General features: G+C 38.3%; 13 protein-coding genes. 10 read left to right on the forward strand and 3 right to left on the reverse strand.

Annotated features, from left to right (window positions below; genetic code table 11):
- Positions 1-373 precede the first annotated feature (373 nt).
- Entirely contained in the window at positions 374-2,839 is a 2,466-nt protein-coding gene (gene pheT, locus IR083_RS12470; RefSeq protein ID WP_194224557.1) for a phenylalanine--tRNA ligase subunit beta, read from the forward strand.
- A 74-nt stretch (positions 2,840-2,913) separates the two neighbouring features.
- Here pheT and IR083_RS12475 read toward each other — a convergent pair whose 3' ends face one another.
- A complete protein-coding gene (locus tag IR083_RS12475) occupies positions 2,914-3,189 on the reverse strand; it encodes a heavy-metal-associated domain-containing protein (RefSeq protein WP_194224558.1) in 276 nt (91 codons plus the stop codon).
- A gap of 329 nt (positions 3,190-3,518) precedes the next feature.
- Between IR083_RS12475 and IR083_RS12480 the strand changes: the two genes are divergently transcribed.
- Together IR083_RS12480 and IR083_RS12485 are read left to right on the forward strand one after the other, a co-directional pair.
- Positions 3,519-4,247: a YebC/PmpR family DNA-binding transcriptional regulator gene (locus IR083_RS12480; RefSeq protein WP_194224559.1), complete on the forward strand. Its 729-nt coding sequence runs from the start codon at positions 3,519-3,521 to the stop codon at positions 4,245-4,247.
- A gap of 89 nt (positions 4,248-4,336) precedes the next feature.
- Complete coding sequence (locus tag IR083_RS12485) at positions 4,337-5,593, forward strand: DUF5103 domain-containing protein (RefSeq protein ID WP_194224560.1); 1,257 nt, start codon at positions 4,337-4,339, stop codon at positions 5,591-5,593.
- Between the two features lie 11 nt (positions 5,594-5,604).
- Here IR083_RS12485 and IR083_RS12490 read toward each other — a convergent pair whose 3' ends face one another.
- Positions 5,605-7,938, reverse strand: a complete 2,334-nt coding sequence (locus IR083_RS12490) for a glycoside hydrolase family 20 protein (protein WP_194224561.1) — start codon at positions 7,936-7,938, stop codon at positions 5,605-5,607.
- A 150-nt stretch (positions 7,939-8,088) separates the two neighbouring features.
- On the opposite strand from IR083_RS12490, the gene IR083_RS12495 reads away from it, so the two are divergent.
- The 3 genes from IR083_RS12495 (at position 8,089) to IR083_RS12505 (ending at position 11,832) form a co-directional block, all read left to right on the forward strand.
- Positions 8,089-9,402, forward strand: coding sequence for an aspartate kinase (locus tag IR083_RS12495; RefSeq protein ID WP_006801620.1), 1,314 nt, complete (start codon positions 8,089-8,091; stop codon positions 9,400-9,402).
- Positions 9,403-9,416: 14 nt separating this feature from the next.
- Positions 9,417-10,574, forward strand: a complete 1,158-nt coding sequence (lysA, locus tag IR083_RS12500; protein ID WP_006801621.1) for a diaminopimelate decarboxylase — start codon at positions 9,417-9,419, stop codon at positions 10,572-10,574.
- 82 nt (positions 10,575-10,656) lie between these two features.
- Positions 10,657-11,832, forward strand: coding sequence for a glycosyltransferase (locus IR083_RS12505; protein WP_194224562.1), 1,176 nt, complete (start codon positions 10,657-10,659; stop codon positions 11,830-11,832).
- Between the two features lie 32 nt (positions 11,833-11,864).
- Here IR083_RS12505 and IR083_RS12510 read toward each other — a convergent pair whose 3' ends face one another.
- Positions 11,865-12,584, reverse strand: a complete 720-nt coding sequence (locus IR083_RS12510; protein WP_194224563.1) for an archaeosortase/exosortase family protein — start codon at positions 12,582-12,584, stop codon at positions 11,865-11,867.
- 391 nt (positions 12,585-12,975) lie between these two features.
- On the opposite strand from IR083_RS12510, the gene IR083_RS12515 reads away from it, so the two are divergent.
- The 4 genes from IR083_RS12515 to nth all read left to right on the forward strand — a co-directional run bounded on the left by IR083_RS12515 (position 12,976) and on the right by nth (position 17,907).
- Complete coding sequence (locus IR083_RS12515; protein WP_006801624.1) at positions 12,976-14,277, forward strand: outer membrane protein transport protein; 1,302 nt, start codon at positions 12,976-12,978, stop codon at positions 14,275-14,277.
- Positions 14,278-14,348: 71 nt separating this feature from the next.
- Complete coding sequence (locus IR083_RS12520; protein ID WP_006801625.1) at positions 14,349-14,972, forward strand: hypothetical protein; 624 nt, start codon at positions 14,349-14,351, stop codon at positions 14,970-14,972.
- A 107-nt stretch (positions 14,973-15,079) separates the two neighbouring features.
- Positions 15,080-17,188, forward strand: coding sequence for a SurA N-terminal domain-containing protein (locus tag IR083_RS12525; RefSeq protein ID WP_194224564.1), 2,109 nt, complete (start codon positions 15,080-15,082; stop codon positions 17,186-17,188).
- 83 nt (positions 17,189-17,271) lie between these two features.
- On the forward strand, positions 17,272-17,907 hold the full coding sequence (gene nth / locus IR083_RS12530; protein WP_006801627.1) for an endonuclease III: 636 nt from the start codon (positions 17,272-17,274) through the stop codon (positions 17,905-17,907).
- Positions 17,908-18,268: the final 361 nt, after the last annotated feature.

Raw genomic sequence — 18,268 nt, forward strand, 5'->3', positions numbered from 1 at the left:
TACTCATATTTTTAGTTTTTATGGTTATAGTTTTTGCTAAACCACATTGTCTAAATCTAAACTCTTAAGCGGGATTACCTTTGAAAAGTATCACCAATTATTTTACCTTCTGTGGTTTAAGCCATGCTGTTCATGGGGTTCGAAACACCATTGTAAACTTCGGCCTGGGCTGCAAAAACTCACGCAAGGTAAGCATCCAGGACGTTTCTTCATTATTTTAATCCGGAGCGCCGGATTGGTATGCTGTTTACTAAAATATATTTTGTATTTTTGACAGACTTTTTTTGAACGTTTCAAAAAGCAATATCAGAAGCAACATTTATTTTGATTGTGTTGAGTGCAAATGAAATAAAAAAATATAAACTATCATATAATGAATATTTCGTACAATTGGTTGAAAGATTACCTTGATTTCGATTTAACTCCGGAGGAAACATCCGCTGCCCTTACATCTTTGGGTTTGGAAACAGGCGGTGTGGAAGAAGTAGAAACTGTCAAAGGCGGGCTGGAAGGCCTTGTTATCGGTGAAGTGCTTACTTGCATAGATCACCCCGATTCCGACCACCTGCATGTAACCACCGTTAACGTGGGACAGGAGGAACCGTTGCAGATTGTTTGCGGAGCACCGAATGTAGCTGCCGGGCAGAAAGTAGTAGTTGCCCTTGTGGGTACTAAACTGTATCAGGGAGAAGAATCGTTTACAATCAAGAAATCCAAAATCAGGGGAACGGAATCTTTCGGGATGATATGTGCCGAAGATGAAATCGGGATCGGTACCAGCCACGCGGGAATCATTGTGCTGCCAGTCGATGCGAAGGTAGGAATGCCGGCTAAAGAATATTACAATATCAAAAGTGATTATATTCTCGAAGTAGATATTACGCCTAACCGTATAGACGGAGCGTCACATTACGGTGTAGCCCGCGATCTGGAAGCCTATTTGCGTCAGAATAAACTGAAAGGGGCGCTCACATTGCCATCTGTGGATGACTTCAAGATAGATGAACCGACTGGTGCAATTACTGTAAGAGTAGAAAACACGGAGGCTTGCCCGCGTTATGCAGGACTTACGATCCGGGGTGTGAAAGTAACCGAAAGTCCCGACTGGCTGAAAGAAAAGCTTACACTTATCGGTCAGCGGCCTATTAATAATGTGGTGGATATCACCAACTATGTGTTGCATAGCATGGGGCATCCCCTTCATGCTTTCGATGTGGCTCATATCACAGGCGGAGAAGTAATTGTGAGGACATTACCCGAAGGTACCAAATTCGTTACGCTCGATGAGGTGGAGCGTACCCTTAGCGACAGAGACCTGATGATATGCAACGATAAAGAGGGAATGTGTATCGGGGGGGTATTCGGAGGAATGAAATCAGGTGTGACGGAAAGCACAACAGAGGTGTTTCTGGAATCAGCCTATTTTAATCCTACATGGATACGCAAAACAGCACGCCGCCACGGACTGAATACGGACGCGTCTTTCCATTTCGAGCGTGGATGCGACCCTAATGATACCATTTATGTGCTGAAATATGCCGCAATGCTGATAAAGGAGATGGCAGGAGGAAAGATTACAGGAGATATTCAGGATGTATATCCTGATCCTGTGGCGAAGCCGATTGTAAAATTATCATACGAGAAGGTGAATTCGCTTATAGGTAAAGCTATAGACAAGCAAACAGTGAGGTCTATCCTGAATAATCTGGAGATGGTTATCACAGAAGAAAGCGATGATATGCTCACTATCGAGATACCGACATACCGTGTAGATGTGTTGCGCGACGTGGACGTGATAGAAGACATACTGCGTGTATATGGCTATAATAATATAGAAATAGGCGATAACCTGAAATCGAACCTGTCATACGAAACTCCTACCGATAAGGGATATGATCTCCAGAATCTGGTTTCGGAGCAATTGACAGGAAGCGGATTCAATGAAATAATGAACAACTCGCTCTCAAAAGAGTCTTACTATACCGACTCAGTGGTGTATCCTGCTTCTAAGTGTGTGTATCTGCTTAATCCACTGAGTACTGACCTGAATGTTATGCGCCAGACACTTATTTACGGAGGATTGGAGAGTATCGCTTATAACCGTAACCGGCAGAATCCCGATATCCGCTTCTACGAATTCGGCAATTGTTATTTCTATGATGCTGATAAGAAAACGGAAGGCGAAACACTGAAGGAATACAGCGAGGAATATCATTTGGGTATATGGCTCAGCGGAAGCAGTATAGATAATAGCTGGACGTCGGCTAATGAAAAATCGTCTGTTTTCCAGTTGAAGGCCTATGTGGAAAATATACTTACCCGTCTGGGGATATCTGTCTCTAAATATGATTATGAGCAGTTTTCTAATGAGATATTCAGTACGGCTATAGCTATCCAGGCAAAGGGCAAAGGAAAATCATTGGGTGTATTGGGTATCGTAAACAAAAAGCTGCTTAAAGCACAGGATATAAGTACCGAAGTATATTTCGCAGAGCTCAATTGGGATGCGCTGATGAAAGAGATAAGAAAGAATGTGATCACATATTCTGAAATGTCGAAATTCCCGGCTGTGAAAAGGGATTTGGCTTTGCTATTGGATGAAGCTGTATTGTTCGATCAGATAGAAAAAATAGCATATAAGGCGGAACGCAAGTTGCTGAAAGAAGTAAGACTGTTCGATGTATATGAGGGTAAGAATCTGCCTGAAGGCAAGAAGTCATATGCTGTGAAGTTTGTATTGCAGGATGATGAAAAGACGCTTAACGACAAGCAGATAGATGCCATTATGCAGAAGATACAGAAGTCGCTGGAGAGTGAACTCGGTGCACAATTGAGATAAGGTTCGCAAAAAGGACACATATAAAAAAGCGATAAGTTATTGATTATTATCGCTTTCTATATTAGTTATACAACTCATTTACAACAGTCGGACAGTTCGTCATGTTTTATCTTGTCGGCTTTGTTCTTGTCGGTATCATGTCCTACCTTTGCAATAGCTTCACTAATCTCTCCGATATTTGTTTTCTCAGGATTAAAGCCTATTTGCAGTTTGCCATTCTGTACGTTCCATGTTGCGGAAAATACGCCGTTTACTGATAAAGCCGCGTTTTCTATCCGTTGTTTGCATATCTCACAATTGCCTTGAACTGTAAGTGTTGCGTATTTTAGGTTATTGTATATAATATCCATATCCATAGATTTTTAAAGGTTGATAATAATGGGGATATAGATTTATGGAATTCTATATATCTTAAAACAAAGATGATATATATTAGTTTTGGTATAGGGCTGTTTTTAATAATGATTATACAAACCGGATAATAACTGTGATTTTTTGTGATGAAATTCTCCGGGATTGAAACTGATTGTTAATTATAAATCTGGTAACTATTATATATTGAAAAGAGGTAAAAGAAAATCCTTATTCGCGATGATGAATAAATGATCCTTATTCCAAATCTCCGATATTTTTTATACTTTTGCCTTCCAAAAGAATAAACGATTGATATTATAATATTATGGGAAGAGCGTTCGAATACCGTAAAGCGACAAAGATGAAACGTTGGGGCAATATGGCCCGTGTGTTCACTAAACTAGGGAGACAAATAACAATAGCAGTAAAAGAGGGTGGTCCCGAGCCCGATACCAATCCCCGTCTTCGTGTGTTGATGCAGCAGGTGAAGAAGGAGAATATGCCAAAGGAAAACGTAGAACGTGCCATCAAAAAAGCAATATCGAAAGATGAAGCCGATTATAAGGAGGTTGTATATGAAGGATACGGGCCGTTTGGTATTGCTATCGTGGTAGAGACTGCAACCGATAATCCTACACGTACTGTCGCGAATGTGCGCAGCTACTTTAATAAGCATAATGGTTCGCTGGGGACTTCGGGTAGTCTTGAATTCCTGTTCGACCATAAATGTGTGTTTAAGATCGGAGCAAAGGAAGGTGTTTCACTGGAGGATCTGGAACTGGAATTAATCGATTATGGCGTTGATGAAGTAGAGCATGACGGTGATGATATAATACTCTACGGAGAGTTTAAGTCGTACTCCGAAATACAGAAATATCTCGAAGAAAACGGATTTGAAATACACAGTGCCGAGTTTGAACGTATTCCGAATGACCTGAAAGAAGTGACAAAGGAACAGCAGGAACAAATACAAAAGCTATTGGATAAATTCGAAGATGATGACGATGTTCAGAATGTATTCCATAATATGAAAGAAGATTTCGAAGAAGAGTGACTCTGCTTTGATGATACCATATAAGGAACTGCAAGATACCACTCTTGCAGTTTTTTTATTACATTTGCCAATATAAAAAAGATAAGGCGATGATGAGATACAAGCTTATAGCAGCACTTCTGTTCGTTTGCGGTATACTTTCAGCACAGGCATACCGGACGCAGGCCCTTTCTGACGAAATATATACAATACAGGCAAACCTGAACGAAATATGGGGTCAGAATCCCGTGGCTAGATTGAATAGTGATGATAATATCAATATCAGTTTTGACCGCTTGTCGGATAATTCCTTCAATCGACTGCGATATCGCATCATACATTGCGATGCTTATTGGTTAAAAAGTAAAGGTATTTCAGAAATCGATTATTTGAACGGATTTAATGACAATCCTATAGATGATTATGCTCCATCGGTCAACACCACAGTCGAATATACACATTTCAATCTGGATATACCAAACAGGGATGTGAGCCTGAAAATATCGGGAAATTATGTTGTCGAAGTATATGAGGATGGAGAACCGGATGTAGTGTTACTTACAGCATGTTTCTCGGTGGTAGACCCGGCTATAAGTATTGCCGCTACGGTTTCTTCCAATACAGACATGGACTTTAATAAAAGTCATCAGCAGGTATCTTTCACTATTCATCATCAGGGTATGAATATCCGAGATCCCTTTACCGAAATAATGGTGTTTGTACAACAAAACAACAGATTGGATAATGAAAAACGGAAATTGAAGCCGACATATATAAATCCTAATAAACTGATATATGAACACAACAGAGACCTTATATTTCAGGCTGGTAATGAATATCGCCGTTTCGAGACATCGAGCTACAGGTATAATGGTATGAATGTTGCTCACATCAGATATATCCGGCCGGGTTATGAAATGGATATTGAAACGGATAAGGTACGTGCCGGACGTTCTTATAGCTACGATCAGGATCAGAACGGCCGCTTCTTTATAAGGAATAATGATAGTGAATATCCTGAAACAGAGGCTGATTATTTTACTACCAATTTTACATTGGCTGTGGATGACCCTTTGTTGGAAAGTATATACATAAACGGAAATTTTACCGATAATACCTTTATCGACAAATACAAGATGAAATATGATAACAATGAGAAGGTATACCGCCTCTCCTTGTTATTGAAACAGGGTATGTATAATTATCTCTATCTTACAAAAGATGGGAACAATTTTGTTACTACTAATATCGAAGGTAATTATTTCGAAACGGAGAATGAATATTCTATTTATGTTTACTACCGCCCTACAGGCCAGCGTTACGATAGTCTGATAGGCGTGCAGAATATACAGTCGCGGGCGAAGTAGGAGTTAGGAGCTTAATAAACCCTTACTTCGTCTAGCATCAGATAAGCCTTGTCCCCTTTCTTTTCGTGCCATTCGGGCAATACTTTTACCGATTCGGCAATTACCTTTATATACCGGGCTTTCACTGCTTCGTTCAGGTTAGCCGATAAAGTAATCACCACAGGGCTTATATGTTCTGTACGTTCTTCATATGTCTCCTTAAACACTTCCTTATATGTATTACCATCCGCAGATATTAACAACGCGAGGCTTTTAGGTGCAAATAATCCCCCTCTGGTATTTACATATGAATTCAGATCCAGGGATGAGATATCGGTAAGCTCTTTCATGTCAATATATGCTTCAAAATCAGTGCCGAGAAAACCCAGCCACATGCCGGTACGGTAACTGGCAATCGAGCCTAATTGCCCATTGACCAGTGTTGTTGCACCATCGAACGTATAACGTTTATCCGGCTCATATTTCAATGTTATGGGTTTGGCAAAACCTTTATGAACAATGAAGTCTTTGGTGTAAACCTTGCCTCTTACCTTTTCCCTATAAGCGACAGCTTTGAATATAGTATTGTTTTTTATAGTTATCGGGTTGCCATATGTATAAAGTGCAGATTCGGTGGTTGGCTCTTTATCAGCTAATGTATAATAAATGGGACTGTTGTCGAATGTAGACATATAAAGGTTTATCTCATTCTTAACAGTATCTACGACAATAGAATCCTGTATTTCGTAGGCTTGCTTGCAATTTTCATATCCCAGCTTGTCGAAATGTTTGGACAATTTGTATAACCGCGAAACGAACTCGTTATAATCTTTCCGCTCCGGATTTGTCCATACGGTTTCTGCCAGAGCGCACATACGGGGGAGCAGCATGTATTCCACATTTTGTCCCGAAGGCATATATTCTGTCCATATATTAACTTGCGCACCCAAAATGTGCTTCAGGCTGTTTTCATCTAAACCGGCAGGCATTGGATTGAATGAATATGTCTTTTTCAATTCAGTCAACCAGCCGAATGTGAAAGGTTCATTATCTACATCGGGAGATTGATAATAATCCAGATATACATATTGCTCCGGTGTCATTATCACGTCGTGACCTTTATTTGCAGCATAAACACCGCCCTCGGTGCCCCGCCACGACATGATTGTTGCATTGGGAGCGATACCTCCTTCCAGTATTTCGTCCCAACCTATAATGCTTTTTCCTTTATCGTTTATCATTTTTTCTACTCTGGATATGAAATAGCTTTGCAGCTGTTCTCCCAGCGAATGTTCCGGTGAATCTTTTAGTCCCAAATGTCTCATTTTTGTCTGACATTTTGAGCATGACATCCATCTGTTTTTAAGACATTCATCACCTCCTATATGGATATACCGGGCAGGAAACAACGGGAGTACCTCGGTCATCACATCATCGAGAAACGTAAACACTTCCTCATTACCTGCGCAAAGCACATCTTCATAGATACCCCATTCAGCACCTACCTGATAGGGCCCTCCCGTACAACCCAGATAGGGGTATGAAGCCAGGGCTGCTAATGTATGTCCGGGGATATCTATCTCCGGAATGATGGTTATAAAACGCTCTTCTGCATATTTTACAATGTCTTTTATTTCTTCCTGCGTATAGAATCCACTAACGGGTTTATTGTCAAATTCACCGGTATGACGACCTATGATTGTATGCTCACGTTTAGAACCGACTTCGGTTAGCTTAGGATACTTTTTTATCTCTATACGCCATCCTTGGTCGTCGGTCAGATGCCAGTGAAAGACATTGATATTGAACATGGCCAGTATATCAATATACTTTTTTACAAAATCAACAGGAAAAAAATGCCGGGATACGTCGAGCGAGGCGCCCCGGTGAGAATAAGAGGGATAATCTGTAATTTCGGTACTCGGAAATTCTATTTCGGTATCAGCATTTACCGGAATTGATTTTCGGATGGTTTGGATTCCGTAAAAGGTTCCAGCTTCAGTAGATCCGTTGATCGTGATGAGCGAAGAGTTTACATTTATAATATAGGCTTCAGGATTATCGCTCGCATAGTCAATAGTGAGTTTTATAGCATTTTCAATATCCTGCTTATCTGTTATTTCAAGTCTAAAGTCTGTTATTTGTGCAATATATTCGGATAGTAAAGCAGCAGACCGGGCAAGCTTGCTATTTGTGGCAGGAAATGATATCTTTGTAGTCTTATTCAGTATGAAAGGTTTAGCGTCTGTTGTTTTTATTTCCTGTACCATAGGTACTATATCGTAACTGGCTACGGGAGTAGTTTTTTCGGAAGTACAGGCAATAAAAAATAAAAGAGTAGACAGACAAAGAAAATTTCTAAACATAAATGAATGATTTTGTGTTTTATATGATAAAAAGTTAAACAAATATCAAATATATGCTTTATTCTGAAATTTTTGCCACAAAAAATTTATATTTTTGCACCTTGATTGTATAGTCGTTATGCAATTAACAGTTTAATTAAAATGTAGAAGATGAAAGTCCTGAAATTTGGTAGTGCGTCTATTGCTACAGCAGACAAGATGAAAAATGTAGCAAATATTGTTGCCCGGGGAGGTAATAATATCATTGTATTGTCATCGATGCGGGGAACAGCAGAGGCATTGGCCGAGGTATCGGACTATCTGTACAAAAAGAATCAGGAAGGAGCTATTGAAATAATAAACAGGCTGGAGAAGCAATATAACGATTTTGTTTCCGGTCTTTTTAGTGAAGAAGCCTTCAGGTTAAAAGCGGAAGAAGTAATTACGGCAAAGTTTAATTACATCCGCACTTTCACCAAAGACCTGTTTACCCTTTTTGAAGAACGTGTGATAATGGCTCAAAGTGAACTGCTCAGTTCGGAGTTGTTCCATTTGTACCTTATCGAAAAAAAGATAAATGCAGCATTGATACCTGCACTTGAATATATGCGTACCGATAAGAATTCGGCGCCGGATCCTGTATATATAAAGGAAAAACTCACAGCTTTACTCGATGCGGCCAAAGGTGCGGATTTGTATATCACACAAGGATATATCTGCCGTAATGCATATGGTGAGATCGATGATTTACGCAAAGGTGGGAGTGATTACACAGCTTCGCTGGTTGGAGCAGCAGTAGGAGCAGATGAAATTCAGATTTGGGCTGATGTACATGCTATGCAGAACAATGATCCGCGGTATGTAAAAGGAACTACAGCTATCCGCCATCTGAATTTTGATGAAGCTGCCGAGCTGGCGTATTTTGGTATAAAAATACTTCATCCGTCTAGCATACTGCCTGCAAAATTGGCTGATATCCCCGTATGCCTAAAAAATACCGAATATCCTGATGCTACAGGAACGCTTATTTCAAATGAAACGGAAGCCCGTGCCATAAAGGCGGTGGCAGCTAAGGATAACATTACGGCGATAAAGATAAAATCGGGCAGAATGTTACTTGCTCATGGTTTTTTGCGCCGTGTAACCGAAGTGTTCGAAAATTATCAAACATCTATTGATATGTTGGCTACTTCCGAAATAGGGGTTTCGCTGACTATAGATGATGACAAAAATATACAGCTTATTCTTGACGAACTGAAAAAATATGGTACGGTATCCGTCGATTCCAATATGGTTATTATTTCAGTAATCGGAAATCTGGAATCGGAAGACGCCAGTTTTGCATCCACGATATTAAATGCCGTCAAAGGCATATCTATTCGTATGATTTCATATGGCGGCAGCAAATATAACTTTTCATTTCTGATAGAAAGTAAAGATAAAGAGAAGACGCTCCAAATTCTGAATGACAAATTGTTTAATTAATTATTAAATTCCAAATGACAAAAGGAAATTTTCCTGTTGACAAGCTAAAAGGTATCGAAACGCCTTTTTATTATTACGATATGGATTTGTTGAAAAGAACATTGAAAATCGTAAAAGAAGAGACAAAAAAATACGGATTTGTTCAGCACTATGCTGTAAAAGCCAATGCAAACCGCAGGATTCTTGAACTTATTGCTTCGGAAGGCTTTGGCGCCGACTGCGTAAGCGGGAATGAGGTGAAAGCAGCGGTAAATGCAGGGTTTCCGGCTTCAAAGATTGTTTTTGCAGGAGTAGGTAAGACTGATAAAGAAATAAATCTGGCTCTCGATCTCAATATTTTCTGCTTCAACGTAGAGTCTTTACCCGAATTGGAAGTAATCAATGAACTCGCAAGCAAGAAAGGCAAACTGGCTCAGGTAGCATTGCGAATCAACCCGAATGTAGATGCCCATACACATGAATATATAACAACCGGTCTGAATGAAAATAAATTTGGTTTTGCTATGGCGCATCTCGATGCAGTAATAGAGAAACTGAAATCCCTGAAAGCGATCAAACTTATAGGAATACATTTTCATATAGGCTCTCAGATAGAGGAAGCGGAGACTTTCGAGCCTTTATGTGAACGCGTGAATGAATTACAGGTATATTTCGAAGAAAAAGAAATAAAGCTGGAGCATATCAATCTTGGCGGAGGACTCGGTATCGATTATGAGAATCCGGATGCTCATCCGGTTTCTGATTTTGCCGGATATTTTGCCTTGTTCAATAAAAGCCTCAAGCTAAGAGACGGACAAATAGCTCATTTCGAATTAGGACGCTCTATCGTAGCTCAGTGTGGAGCACTGGTAACTCGTACAACATATGTGAAGCATGGGGAAAACAAAGTATTCGTGATTGTAGACGCAGGTATGACAGACCTTATTCGTCCGGCGCTATATCAGGCGTATCATAAAATAGAGAATATTTCTTCTAACCTTACGGTTAAGAAATATGATGTGGTAGGTCCTATATGCGAATCTTCAGACGTTTTTGCAAAGGATTACGAGTTGAACGAAACCCAGAGAGGAGATATACTTGTCCTTCGCTCGGCTGGCGCGTATGGTGAAATAATGGCTTCGCAATATAACTGCCGCGAACTGCCTAAACCATATTACTCGGATAAGATATAAATCGTACAACAATATAAGTCAGGAGTCGTATGAATATATGGCTCTTGCTTTTTTATGAAGACATTTTTTTAGAATACAGGCAATGGTTGAGCAAATCTTACATTACTTCATGTTTAACGAATTGGAAATTGCAGGAATAGTATTTTTCTTCCTCTTGTTTCTTATTCAGATTTTCTTCTATTTCAATTATTACAAGAAGCCTTATTCTGTTGTTTGCAAGAGAGAGAAGGATAATTACAAACCATTCAGTCAGAAACCTAAAGTGTCTGTTATCATAGCTTCGGAAAATGCGGCAGACGAGTTAGCCGAAAATCTCCCTGCTATCCTGACTCAGGATTACCTCGACTTTGAAGTCATTGTTGTTAATAACGGGTCCACGGATGAGAGTGAAACTTTGTTACAGTCACTGCAACTTAAATACCCTCATTTATATATCACATATTTGCCTTATTCGAACGATATAACTTTTGGTCGTCGCAAGTTGGCACTGACTATCGGAATTAAGGCAGCTAAAGGTGAGGTTCTGTTGTTTACAGAACCTTATTCCAAACCCGTCTCTGACCAGTGGATATCATCTATGATGGAAGAGCTTCCGGACGGGAAAGATGTTGTTTTGGGCTATTCTTTTTATAATAGAACAAAGACATTTTTTAATCGTATTGCCCGTTTCGACAATCATTTGTTCTCTATGCAGTATATATCTATGGCTCTCAAAGGTAAGCCGTTTACAGGCATATACCGTAATCTGGCTTTTCGCAAGCATCTCTTTTTTGATAATAAGGGCTTTGCCGCGTTCCTTAATTTAGAGAATGGAGAGGATGTGTTTATTAACCAGATTATTACGGAAGGTAATACATCTGTGGCTCTATCGTCCGATAGTTTTATGGAGTCTTCTAATGATAGGTTTTCGTTGTGGAAACAAGTAAAGAAATCCTATTCGATTACTAAAAAACATTTCAAAAGTAAAACGCCGATCAATTTATTCGGTTTCGAAGCAGCTACCCGTTATTCATTTTATTTAATGCTGATTGCTCTTATTGTATACTCTGCAATATCTTTTCATTGGGCATTATTGGGCATCACTGTATTTTTATTTATCTTCAGATTGGTTGTACAGTTGATAATAATAAATAAATCAGCCCAGTACTTCCGTTCGGGAAAGTTCCATTTCTCTTTGATCCTGATGGATTTTTTACAACCTTTTTATAATTTCAGATTCAGAACCAGCCATAAAAACCGGGCTACAGGCCGCCGTTGATCCTGAATCAAGTTTAAGTTACGCTTAATTCCCTATGTGTTTTGTGAATCTCCGCTTGTTTCGGGAGCTTTATTGATTAATCTCAGATAAGGTTTCCGGATTCTCTCTTCCCAAATCAGCCATAACACAAAGATAACTCCATCGTAGTATATCCAGACGAACACATCCCGATGGAAGACATTAAACCAGTCTTCATAGAATTTCAGATAACACTCTTTGGTGTTTACCCATTGACAGTTATTATACCATTCGTTTACAGGTATAAACCATTCGGGGAAAGGATTACGTATAATAATAAGTATTATGGCCAGCCTAAGAATATTAATTAGCAATAGGATAACCAGCGACATAGGAATATACCACAATTTCTTCTTTACCGGTCCAAAATAGAATGTAAGGATAAAGGTGAACATGAAAAGTTGCTTCAAACCCGTACATCCCCATATAATATCTACGGGAATGGAATTTTCGAAATAGAGTGTGTACCCGTTGATGATCTTAAAATCATGATACCCGAACAAGTCATGTACGACCCGGTATACAGCGTCTGCTGTCCATAGGTTCATACCTTCGGTGTAGGAAGTCAAATCTTTACCCAGTACGAGGAGTATCCTTTCGTCTTCCCCCTGATGTACACAAAGTTTCCAAATAAATTCAAATATGAGGAATAAGCACAAAAACCATATAATATCTTTAAATGGTTTTAGCTTGTTTGTGAATATGTTTATGTAGTATTTGCCGTTATTATTCATTGAACTTAAAAATCGCGTACAAAGGTACTAAAATAAGGATAATTAACCTTTTTAAGGCAAAAAAAATATGACATTTTATCTAAAACGTCGGTTAACTGGTTTTTTTTAATTTACTTTGCACAAATTTCATTTGTTTTTAAGTGAATTTAGTAGTGAATCAAGGAGTATTTTTCATTAAAGAAGCTGTTTATTAATTAGATAAGTTAAATGGAAAATATCAATGTCGGTAAGGCTTTTGGATGATTGCTCAGCTTTCTTTCGAAGTTTTGATATACCTGAATAATAATTTGCTTAAAAATTTGTTTATAGATGAGAATACTAAATGACTAACAGGACAGGTATTTTTATATCAGATTGAGATTTACAGGATTAAACCGTATATTGAATTAAAATGCTAAAGAGTAAAAATCTTCTTTTAATAGCCCTTTTGGCTTGTATTGTAGGCTCACTAAGAGCTCAAACCGATTCTCCATACAGCAGATATGGCTACGGAGTACTCAGAGACCAGGCCGTAGGTCCATCAAAGGCAATGGGAGGTGTAGGTTACGGACTTCGAAACAGCCAGAGTGCAAATCCGCTGAATCCGGCATCATATTCCAGAGTAGACTCGCTAACATTTCTATTCGATATAGGTGTTAACTTTAATAGCGGAAAGTTGAGTGATGGAGTTAATTCTGATAATAAGTACAGCGGAGGACTCGATTATATAACAATACTTGTTCCCTTAAAGAAAGGCCTTGGCCTTAGTTTTGGTATTATACCTTTTTCTTCGGTAGGCTATAAATTCGGATCAACAGAAACAAATGGCTCAGTATCTTACAACAAAACATTCTCCGGTAGTGGGGGGCTAAGCCAGATATATGGAGGATTGGGTTACTCCACTCCAATAAAGGGTTTATCAGCGGGAGCGAATGTCTCTTATCTTTTCGGTACATTAGACCATACCCGGAGTTTACCTGCATTAACAGGTAGTACCACATATACCTCCAGGGATATGACCGAATTATCCGTCAAAGCGGCAAAATTCGATATCGGTCTTCAGTATGAGATGCCAATAGCTAAAAATAAAATATTGACAATCGGAGCTGTTTATTCTCCTAAGATTAACTCTTCTGCCGATTATAATAATATACGTCAGGTAATATCTGCATCCAATACCTTAATTCAAGGAGATACGACGAATTATACGGGTGTTGATGCCGGAATACCAGAAACTTATGGATTAGGATTTACAGTAAACAGTAACAATAAACTTGTCTTTGGGGCAGATGCTACTTATCAACGTTGGAGCAAGGCTAAATATACTTCGTACATGAATGACGGACTCAGTGATGCCGATCGTTTCAATGATAGATGGAAATATAGTGTTGGTGCTGAATATATGATAGATCCATATGACAGGAGTTTCTTTAAGAAAATCAGATTCAGAGGAGGGGTTAATTATGCCAATTCATACCTGAATGTGATGGATGCCTCTGGGAAAATAGATGGCTATAAAGAATATGGTGCAACATTAGGCTTCGGTTTGCCTATCCGGGATAATATTGGTCAGCGGGTGTCATATATCAACATTAATTTCGAATACAAGAAATTAAAGCCGAAACTTAGTAATATGATAAGTGAAGAATATTTTGGAGTATCGTTGAATGTCAATATCAATGAACTTTGGTTCTTCCGTCGTAAAGTTGAATAAAGAAATACAGAATCAAGATAAATGGCCTCAATTACTGATTGAGGCTCATTGTTTTTAAGTATATTAGCCTGATGAAGTTAATGCCACTCCAAAAACTGTTTTTGGTAGCAGTAATCACAATATTTACTGCACCTTTCTTTTTCGCATCTTGTAAAAAAGAAGTCAGTTCTGCCGTAAATTTCAAATATGACAAAGAAATTGTGCCATCCATGCATACAGACAGTGTGCGGATGCTCATTTCCGATTCGGGACTTATCAAATATAAGATGATAACTAAAACTTGGGATGTTTTTGATGAAGCTAAGGATCCTTACTGGTTTTTTCCGAAAGGGGGTTATCTTGAAAAATTCGATACAGCTTTTGTTGTAGTATTCACCATCAAGGCCGATACAGTATGGAATTATACCAGGCGTAAACTCTGGCGACTCAAAGGGAATGTTTTTGCAAGGAATATTGTCGGGGAAACATTCACTGGAGATGAGTTTTTTTGGAATCAGCAGGAACAGAAAATATATTCGAACAAGCTAGTCGAGGTAAATAGACCTGAGAAAGGAGTGTTAATTGCCCGAAATGGTATGGTAGCTAACCAGCAAATGACAGCATATGAATTTATGGAAGTGGGAGAGAATGCAGGGAAGAAAACTGTGTTTTATGTGAACGAGGATGAAGAAAACAAAGAAGAAAAAGCAGAATAGTTTTTCAAATATGAATGAAATTCAATCTCAATTTATTATCTTCGCACGCTGAAAACTATATCTTTAAGAAATTGAAATAAACAAAATAAAAAGTAATTATTAATTAAATGGCTGCATTACAGAAAATTAGGAGCAAATCAGGCCTGCTTGTCGGAATAATCGCGGTAGGTTTATTAGCATTTGTGTTTCCGTGGGGTGAAGTTACGACCTTTGTTAATAAAATGAGAGACAAAGCATTTGTTGTAGATGGAAAAGTGATTACAACGAAGGAATATTCGGACAAAATCGCTCAATGGGAAAACTTTCAGAAGATTATGTCGAATCAATCCTCATTGGATGAATTCACAAATTCTCAAATCAGAGAGATGGCTTACCAGCAGATGGTAAAAGAAATAATGCTGGACGAAGAGGCCGGCAGATTAGGATTAGCCGTTACACCTGAAGAATTAAATGATATGGTATATGGACCCGTTGTAGCTCCTATATTGTATCAAATACCTTTTTTCGCAAACCCTCAGACAGGTCAGTTCGACAAAGCATATCTGATGCAATTTCTTTCTGATATAAATCAGGATCCGACTACTATGCAGGAACCGCATAGATCTGAGATTATGGCCAGAAGAGAAATCTGGGCCTTTATACAGAATATGATGAAATATCAGCGTCTTGAAGAAAAGTACGCTTCTTTAGTTGCCGGTTCGGTTTTGGTTAGCGATACTGAGGCTAAAGCAGCTTATGGTGATTCTAAGAATGTTGCAGATATAGCATATGTTGTTCAGAGATATTCAACCTTGGCTGATTCTGCAGTTCAGGTTTCAGATAAAGAAATAAAAGCTCTTTATGATTTGCGTAAAAACAATTATAAATTAGATACAGAGCTTCGCAAAATTTCCTACTTTATAAAAGATGTTGTTCCTAGCGATGAAGATTATGCCGCTATAGAACAAGAGATGAATGCTGCATATGAAAAATTGAAAATGACAGATAATCCGGCTATTGTTCTAAGTGAATATTCATCTACATATCAGGATATCTTTATGGCAGTAACATCATTGCCGGCCGATGCTAAAACATTTGTAGAATCTGCGTCTGTAGGTGATATTTTTGGACCGATTCGAGAAGATCAGACTTATCTGATGTATAAACTAATAGACCGGACAAACGCTGCGGATTCAATTAAACTGCAAATAATTCCATTACCTCAGGGACTTGATGAAAAAACATCAGCGCATATAGTTGATAGTATCCAAAGCGTTCTTAAAGGTGGTAAAGATTTCGGAGCTGTAGCAGACGAACTATTCCCTAACTCGAATGGAGGTGATCTGGGCTGGACTAATGAAGCAATGTTGGCTAGTGCAGGAATTGCAAAAGAATGTTTTGCTGCTGCAAAAGGCGAAGTCTTGAAATTGAAAGTAGGAGGTCAGGATCAGTTGATTCGTATAGCAGATAAGACTAATCCGGTGCCAAAGGTGAAGTTAGCTGTAATACAATTACCTGTCATAATTAGCGATAAAACCCAGAATGCTATAGATAACGAGTTAAACCAATTTGTAAGTGAAAATGGAAATCTTGAGAATTTTGACAAAGCAGCTCAGGCTAAAGGCTACAGCCTGATTCAGAATTCAATTATTTCACCTTCCGAAATAGCGTTAGGGCAGGCTACAGGGACTCGTCAGGTAATACACTGGGCTTTCAATGAAAAAGTTGGTTCGGTTAAGAAATTTGACATGTCCGATAAACGTGTTGTTGCAATTGTGAAAAACGAAATTACTGGTGACTATATGCCTGTTTCGGAAGTAGCAACAGCATTAAAGGCTGAACTTATAAATGATAAAAAAGCAGAGAAAATCATTGCTGACTTAAAAGCTAAGAATTTGACCTCTTTAGATGCTTATGCGCAAGCTGTGTCAGGTAAGGTGGATACTGTTAATTTTGTTACATTTCAGACTAATAACTTATCCGGTATTGGATATGAACCTCTAATGAATGTATATTCTAAATTAGGTCAGGTAAATAAACTGGAGGCTCCTATGAAAGGAAAATCCGGAGTATATGTATTGAATGTGACAAACAAAACAGAAGATACAAAAGAATTTAATGCAGAACAGACAAAACAGTCATTGAAGCAAGCCAATTATTATCAGATGATGTCACAAGCCGTATCTATATTGAGAAATAAAATGAATGTAGAAGATAACAGAGTGAAATTCTGGTAAAATTTTTTAAAGAAAAATTTAATTACTATATTTAAAGTCCCTTGTAGCAAAAGCTATGAGGGACTTTTTTAATTAAAGAGAATATGACAAAGAAAGAACGTTATACCGGAGTTATTAGTTGGTTTGAAAAAAAAATGCCTGTAGCGGAAACAGAATTGCATTACGATAATCCTTTTCATCTGTTGATTGCTGTCATTTTATCTGCCCAGTGCACAGATAAGCGGGTAAATATGATAACGCCGCCCTTGTTCGAAGCATATCCCACACCGGAAGTGATGGCTGTTTCTAGTACAGATGCCATTTATCATTATATCAAGAGTGTGTCTTATCCTAACAATAAAGCAAAGAATCTGTTAGGTATGGCTAAGAAGCTCGTGGATGACTTCGGAGGGAAGGTGCCTGATTCTATGGAAGAATTGGAGACTATACCCGGAGTAGGTCGTAAAACAGCAAATGTAATGCTTATTGTAGCTTTTAATAAACCGGCAATGCCAGTCGATACACATGTTTTTAGGGTTTCCAATCGAATTGGATTAACCGATAATTCGAAAAATCCTGAACAGACAGAGAGAGAATTGATAAAATATATACCCACAAAATATTTATCAAAAGCTCATCATTGGTTAATTTTGCATGGCAGATATATCTGTGTTGCGCGAAAACCTAAATGTGAAGAATGTGGATTAACTCCATATTGTAAGTTTTTCTCGAAAAAATGACCAAAAATTAGCCTTTAGTAATAACTTGGTTATTAGTATATTGAAAAAATACTTGAAAATAGTTTAAAAATACCTCTTAAAATATTTGGAATGATACTAAAACTTTACATATCTTTGCACCCGCTTTACCACTAAAGGGCACGTTTAAAGAAGGGTGTTTTGCGTAGGGCGGAAGAGCGATCTTTGAAGGAACTGAAATAACAACATTATAGAGTGTAGTACACTATTTGGGTTTTTATTAAATTAAATATCCGGAAAAAGCTAGAGATAGTTAAAAAAGGTGCTACCGTCAATTACTATTACCCAATAGTAAAAAAGAAAGCTTGAACAGGATCAAAAGGTTTAAAAAAAGAATATACAA

The organism is Dysgonomonas sp. GY75, from assembly GCF_015234155.1.
GTDB classification, from domain to species: domain Bacteria; phylum Bacteroidota; class Bacteroidia; order Bacteroidales; family Dysgonomonadaceae; genus Dysgonomonas; species Dysgonomonas gadei.

Bases quoted from the DNA above. Each gene is read 5' to 3' on its own strand.
- pheT (WP_194224557.1), top strand. From the start codon at position 374: ATGAATATTTCGTACAATTGGTTGAAAGATTACCTTGATTTCGATTTA.
- IR083_RS12475 (WP_194224558.1), bottom strand. From the start codon at position 3,189: ATGGATATTATATACAATAACCTAAAATACGCAACACTTACAGTTCAA.
- IR083_RS12480 (WP_194224559.1), top strand. From the start codon at position 3,519: ATGGGAAGAGCGTTCGAATACCGTAAAGCGACAAAGATGAAACGTTGG.
- IR083_RS12485 (WP_194224560.1), top strand. From the start codon at position 4,337: ATGATGAGATACAAGCTTATAGCAGCACTTCTGTTCGTTTGCGGTATA.
- IR083_RS12490 (WP_194224561.1), bottom strand. From the start codon at position 7,938: ATGTTTAGAAATTTTCTTTGTCTGTCTACTCTTTTATTTTTTATTGCC.
- IR083_RS12495 (WP_006801620.1), top strand. From the start codon at position 8,089: ATGAAAGTCCTGAAATTTGGTAGTGCGTCTATTGCTACAGCAGACAAG.
- lysA (WP_006801621.1), top strand. From the start codon at position 9,417: ATGACAAAAGGAAATTTTCCTGTTGACAAGCTAAAAGGTATCGAAACG.
- IR083_RS12505 (WP_194224562.1), top strand. From the start codon at position 10,657: ATGGTTGAGCAAATCTTACATTACTTCATGTTTAACGAATTGGAAATT.
- IR083_RS12510 (WP_194224563.1), bottom strand. From the start codon at position 12,584: ATGAATAATAACGGCAAATACTACATAAACATATTCACAAACAAGCTA.
- IR083_RS12515 (WP_006801624.1), top strand. From the start codon at position 12,976: ATGCTAAAGAGTAAAAATCTTCTTTTAATAGCCCTTTTGGCTTGTATT.
- IR083_RS12520 (WP_006801625.1), top strand. From the start codon at position 14,349: ATGAAGTTAATGCCACTCCAAAAACTGTTTTTGGTAGCAGTAATCACA.
- IR083_RS12525 (WP_194224564.1), top strand. From the start codon at position 15,080: ATGGCTGCATTACAGAAAATTAGGAGCAAATCAGGCCTGCTTGTCGGA.
- nth (WP_006801627.1), top strand. From the start codon at position 17,272: ATGACAAAGAAAGAACGTTATACCGGAGTTATTAGTTGGTTTGAAAAA.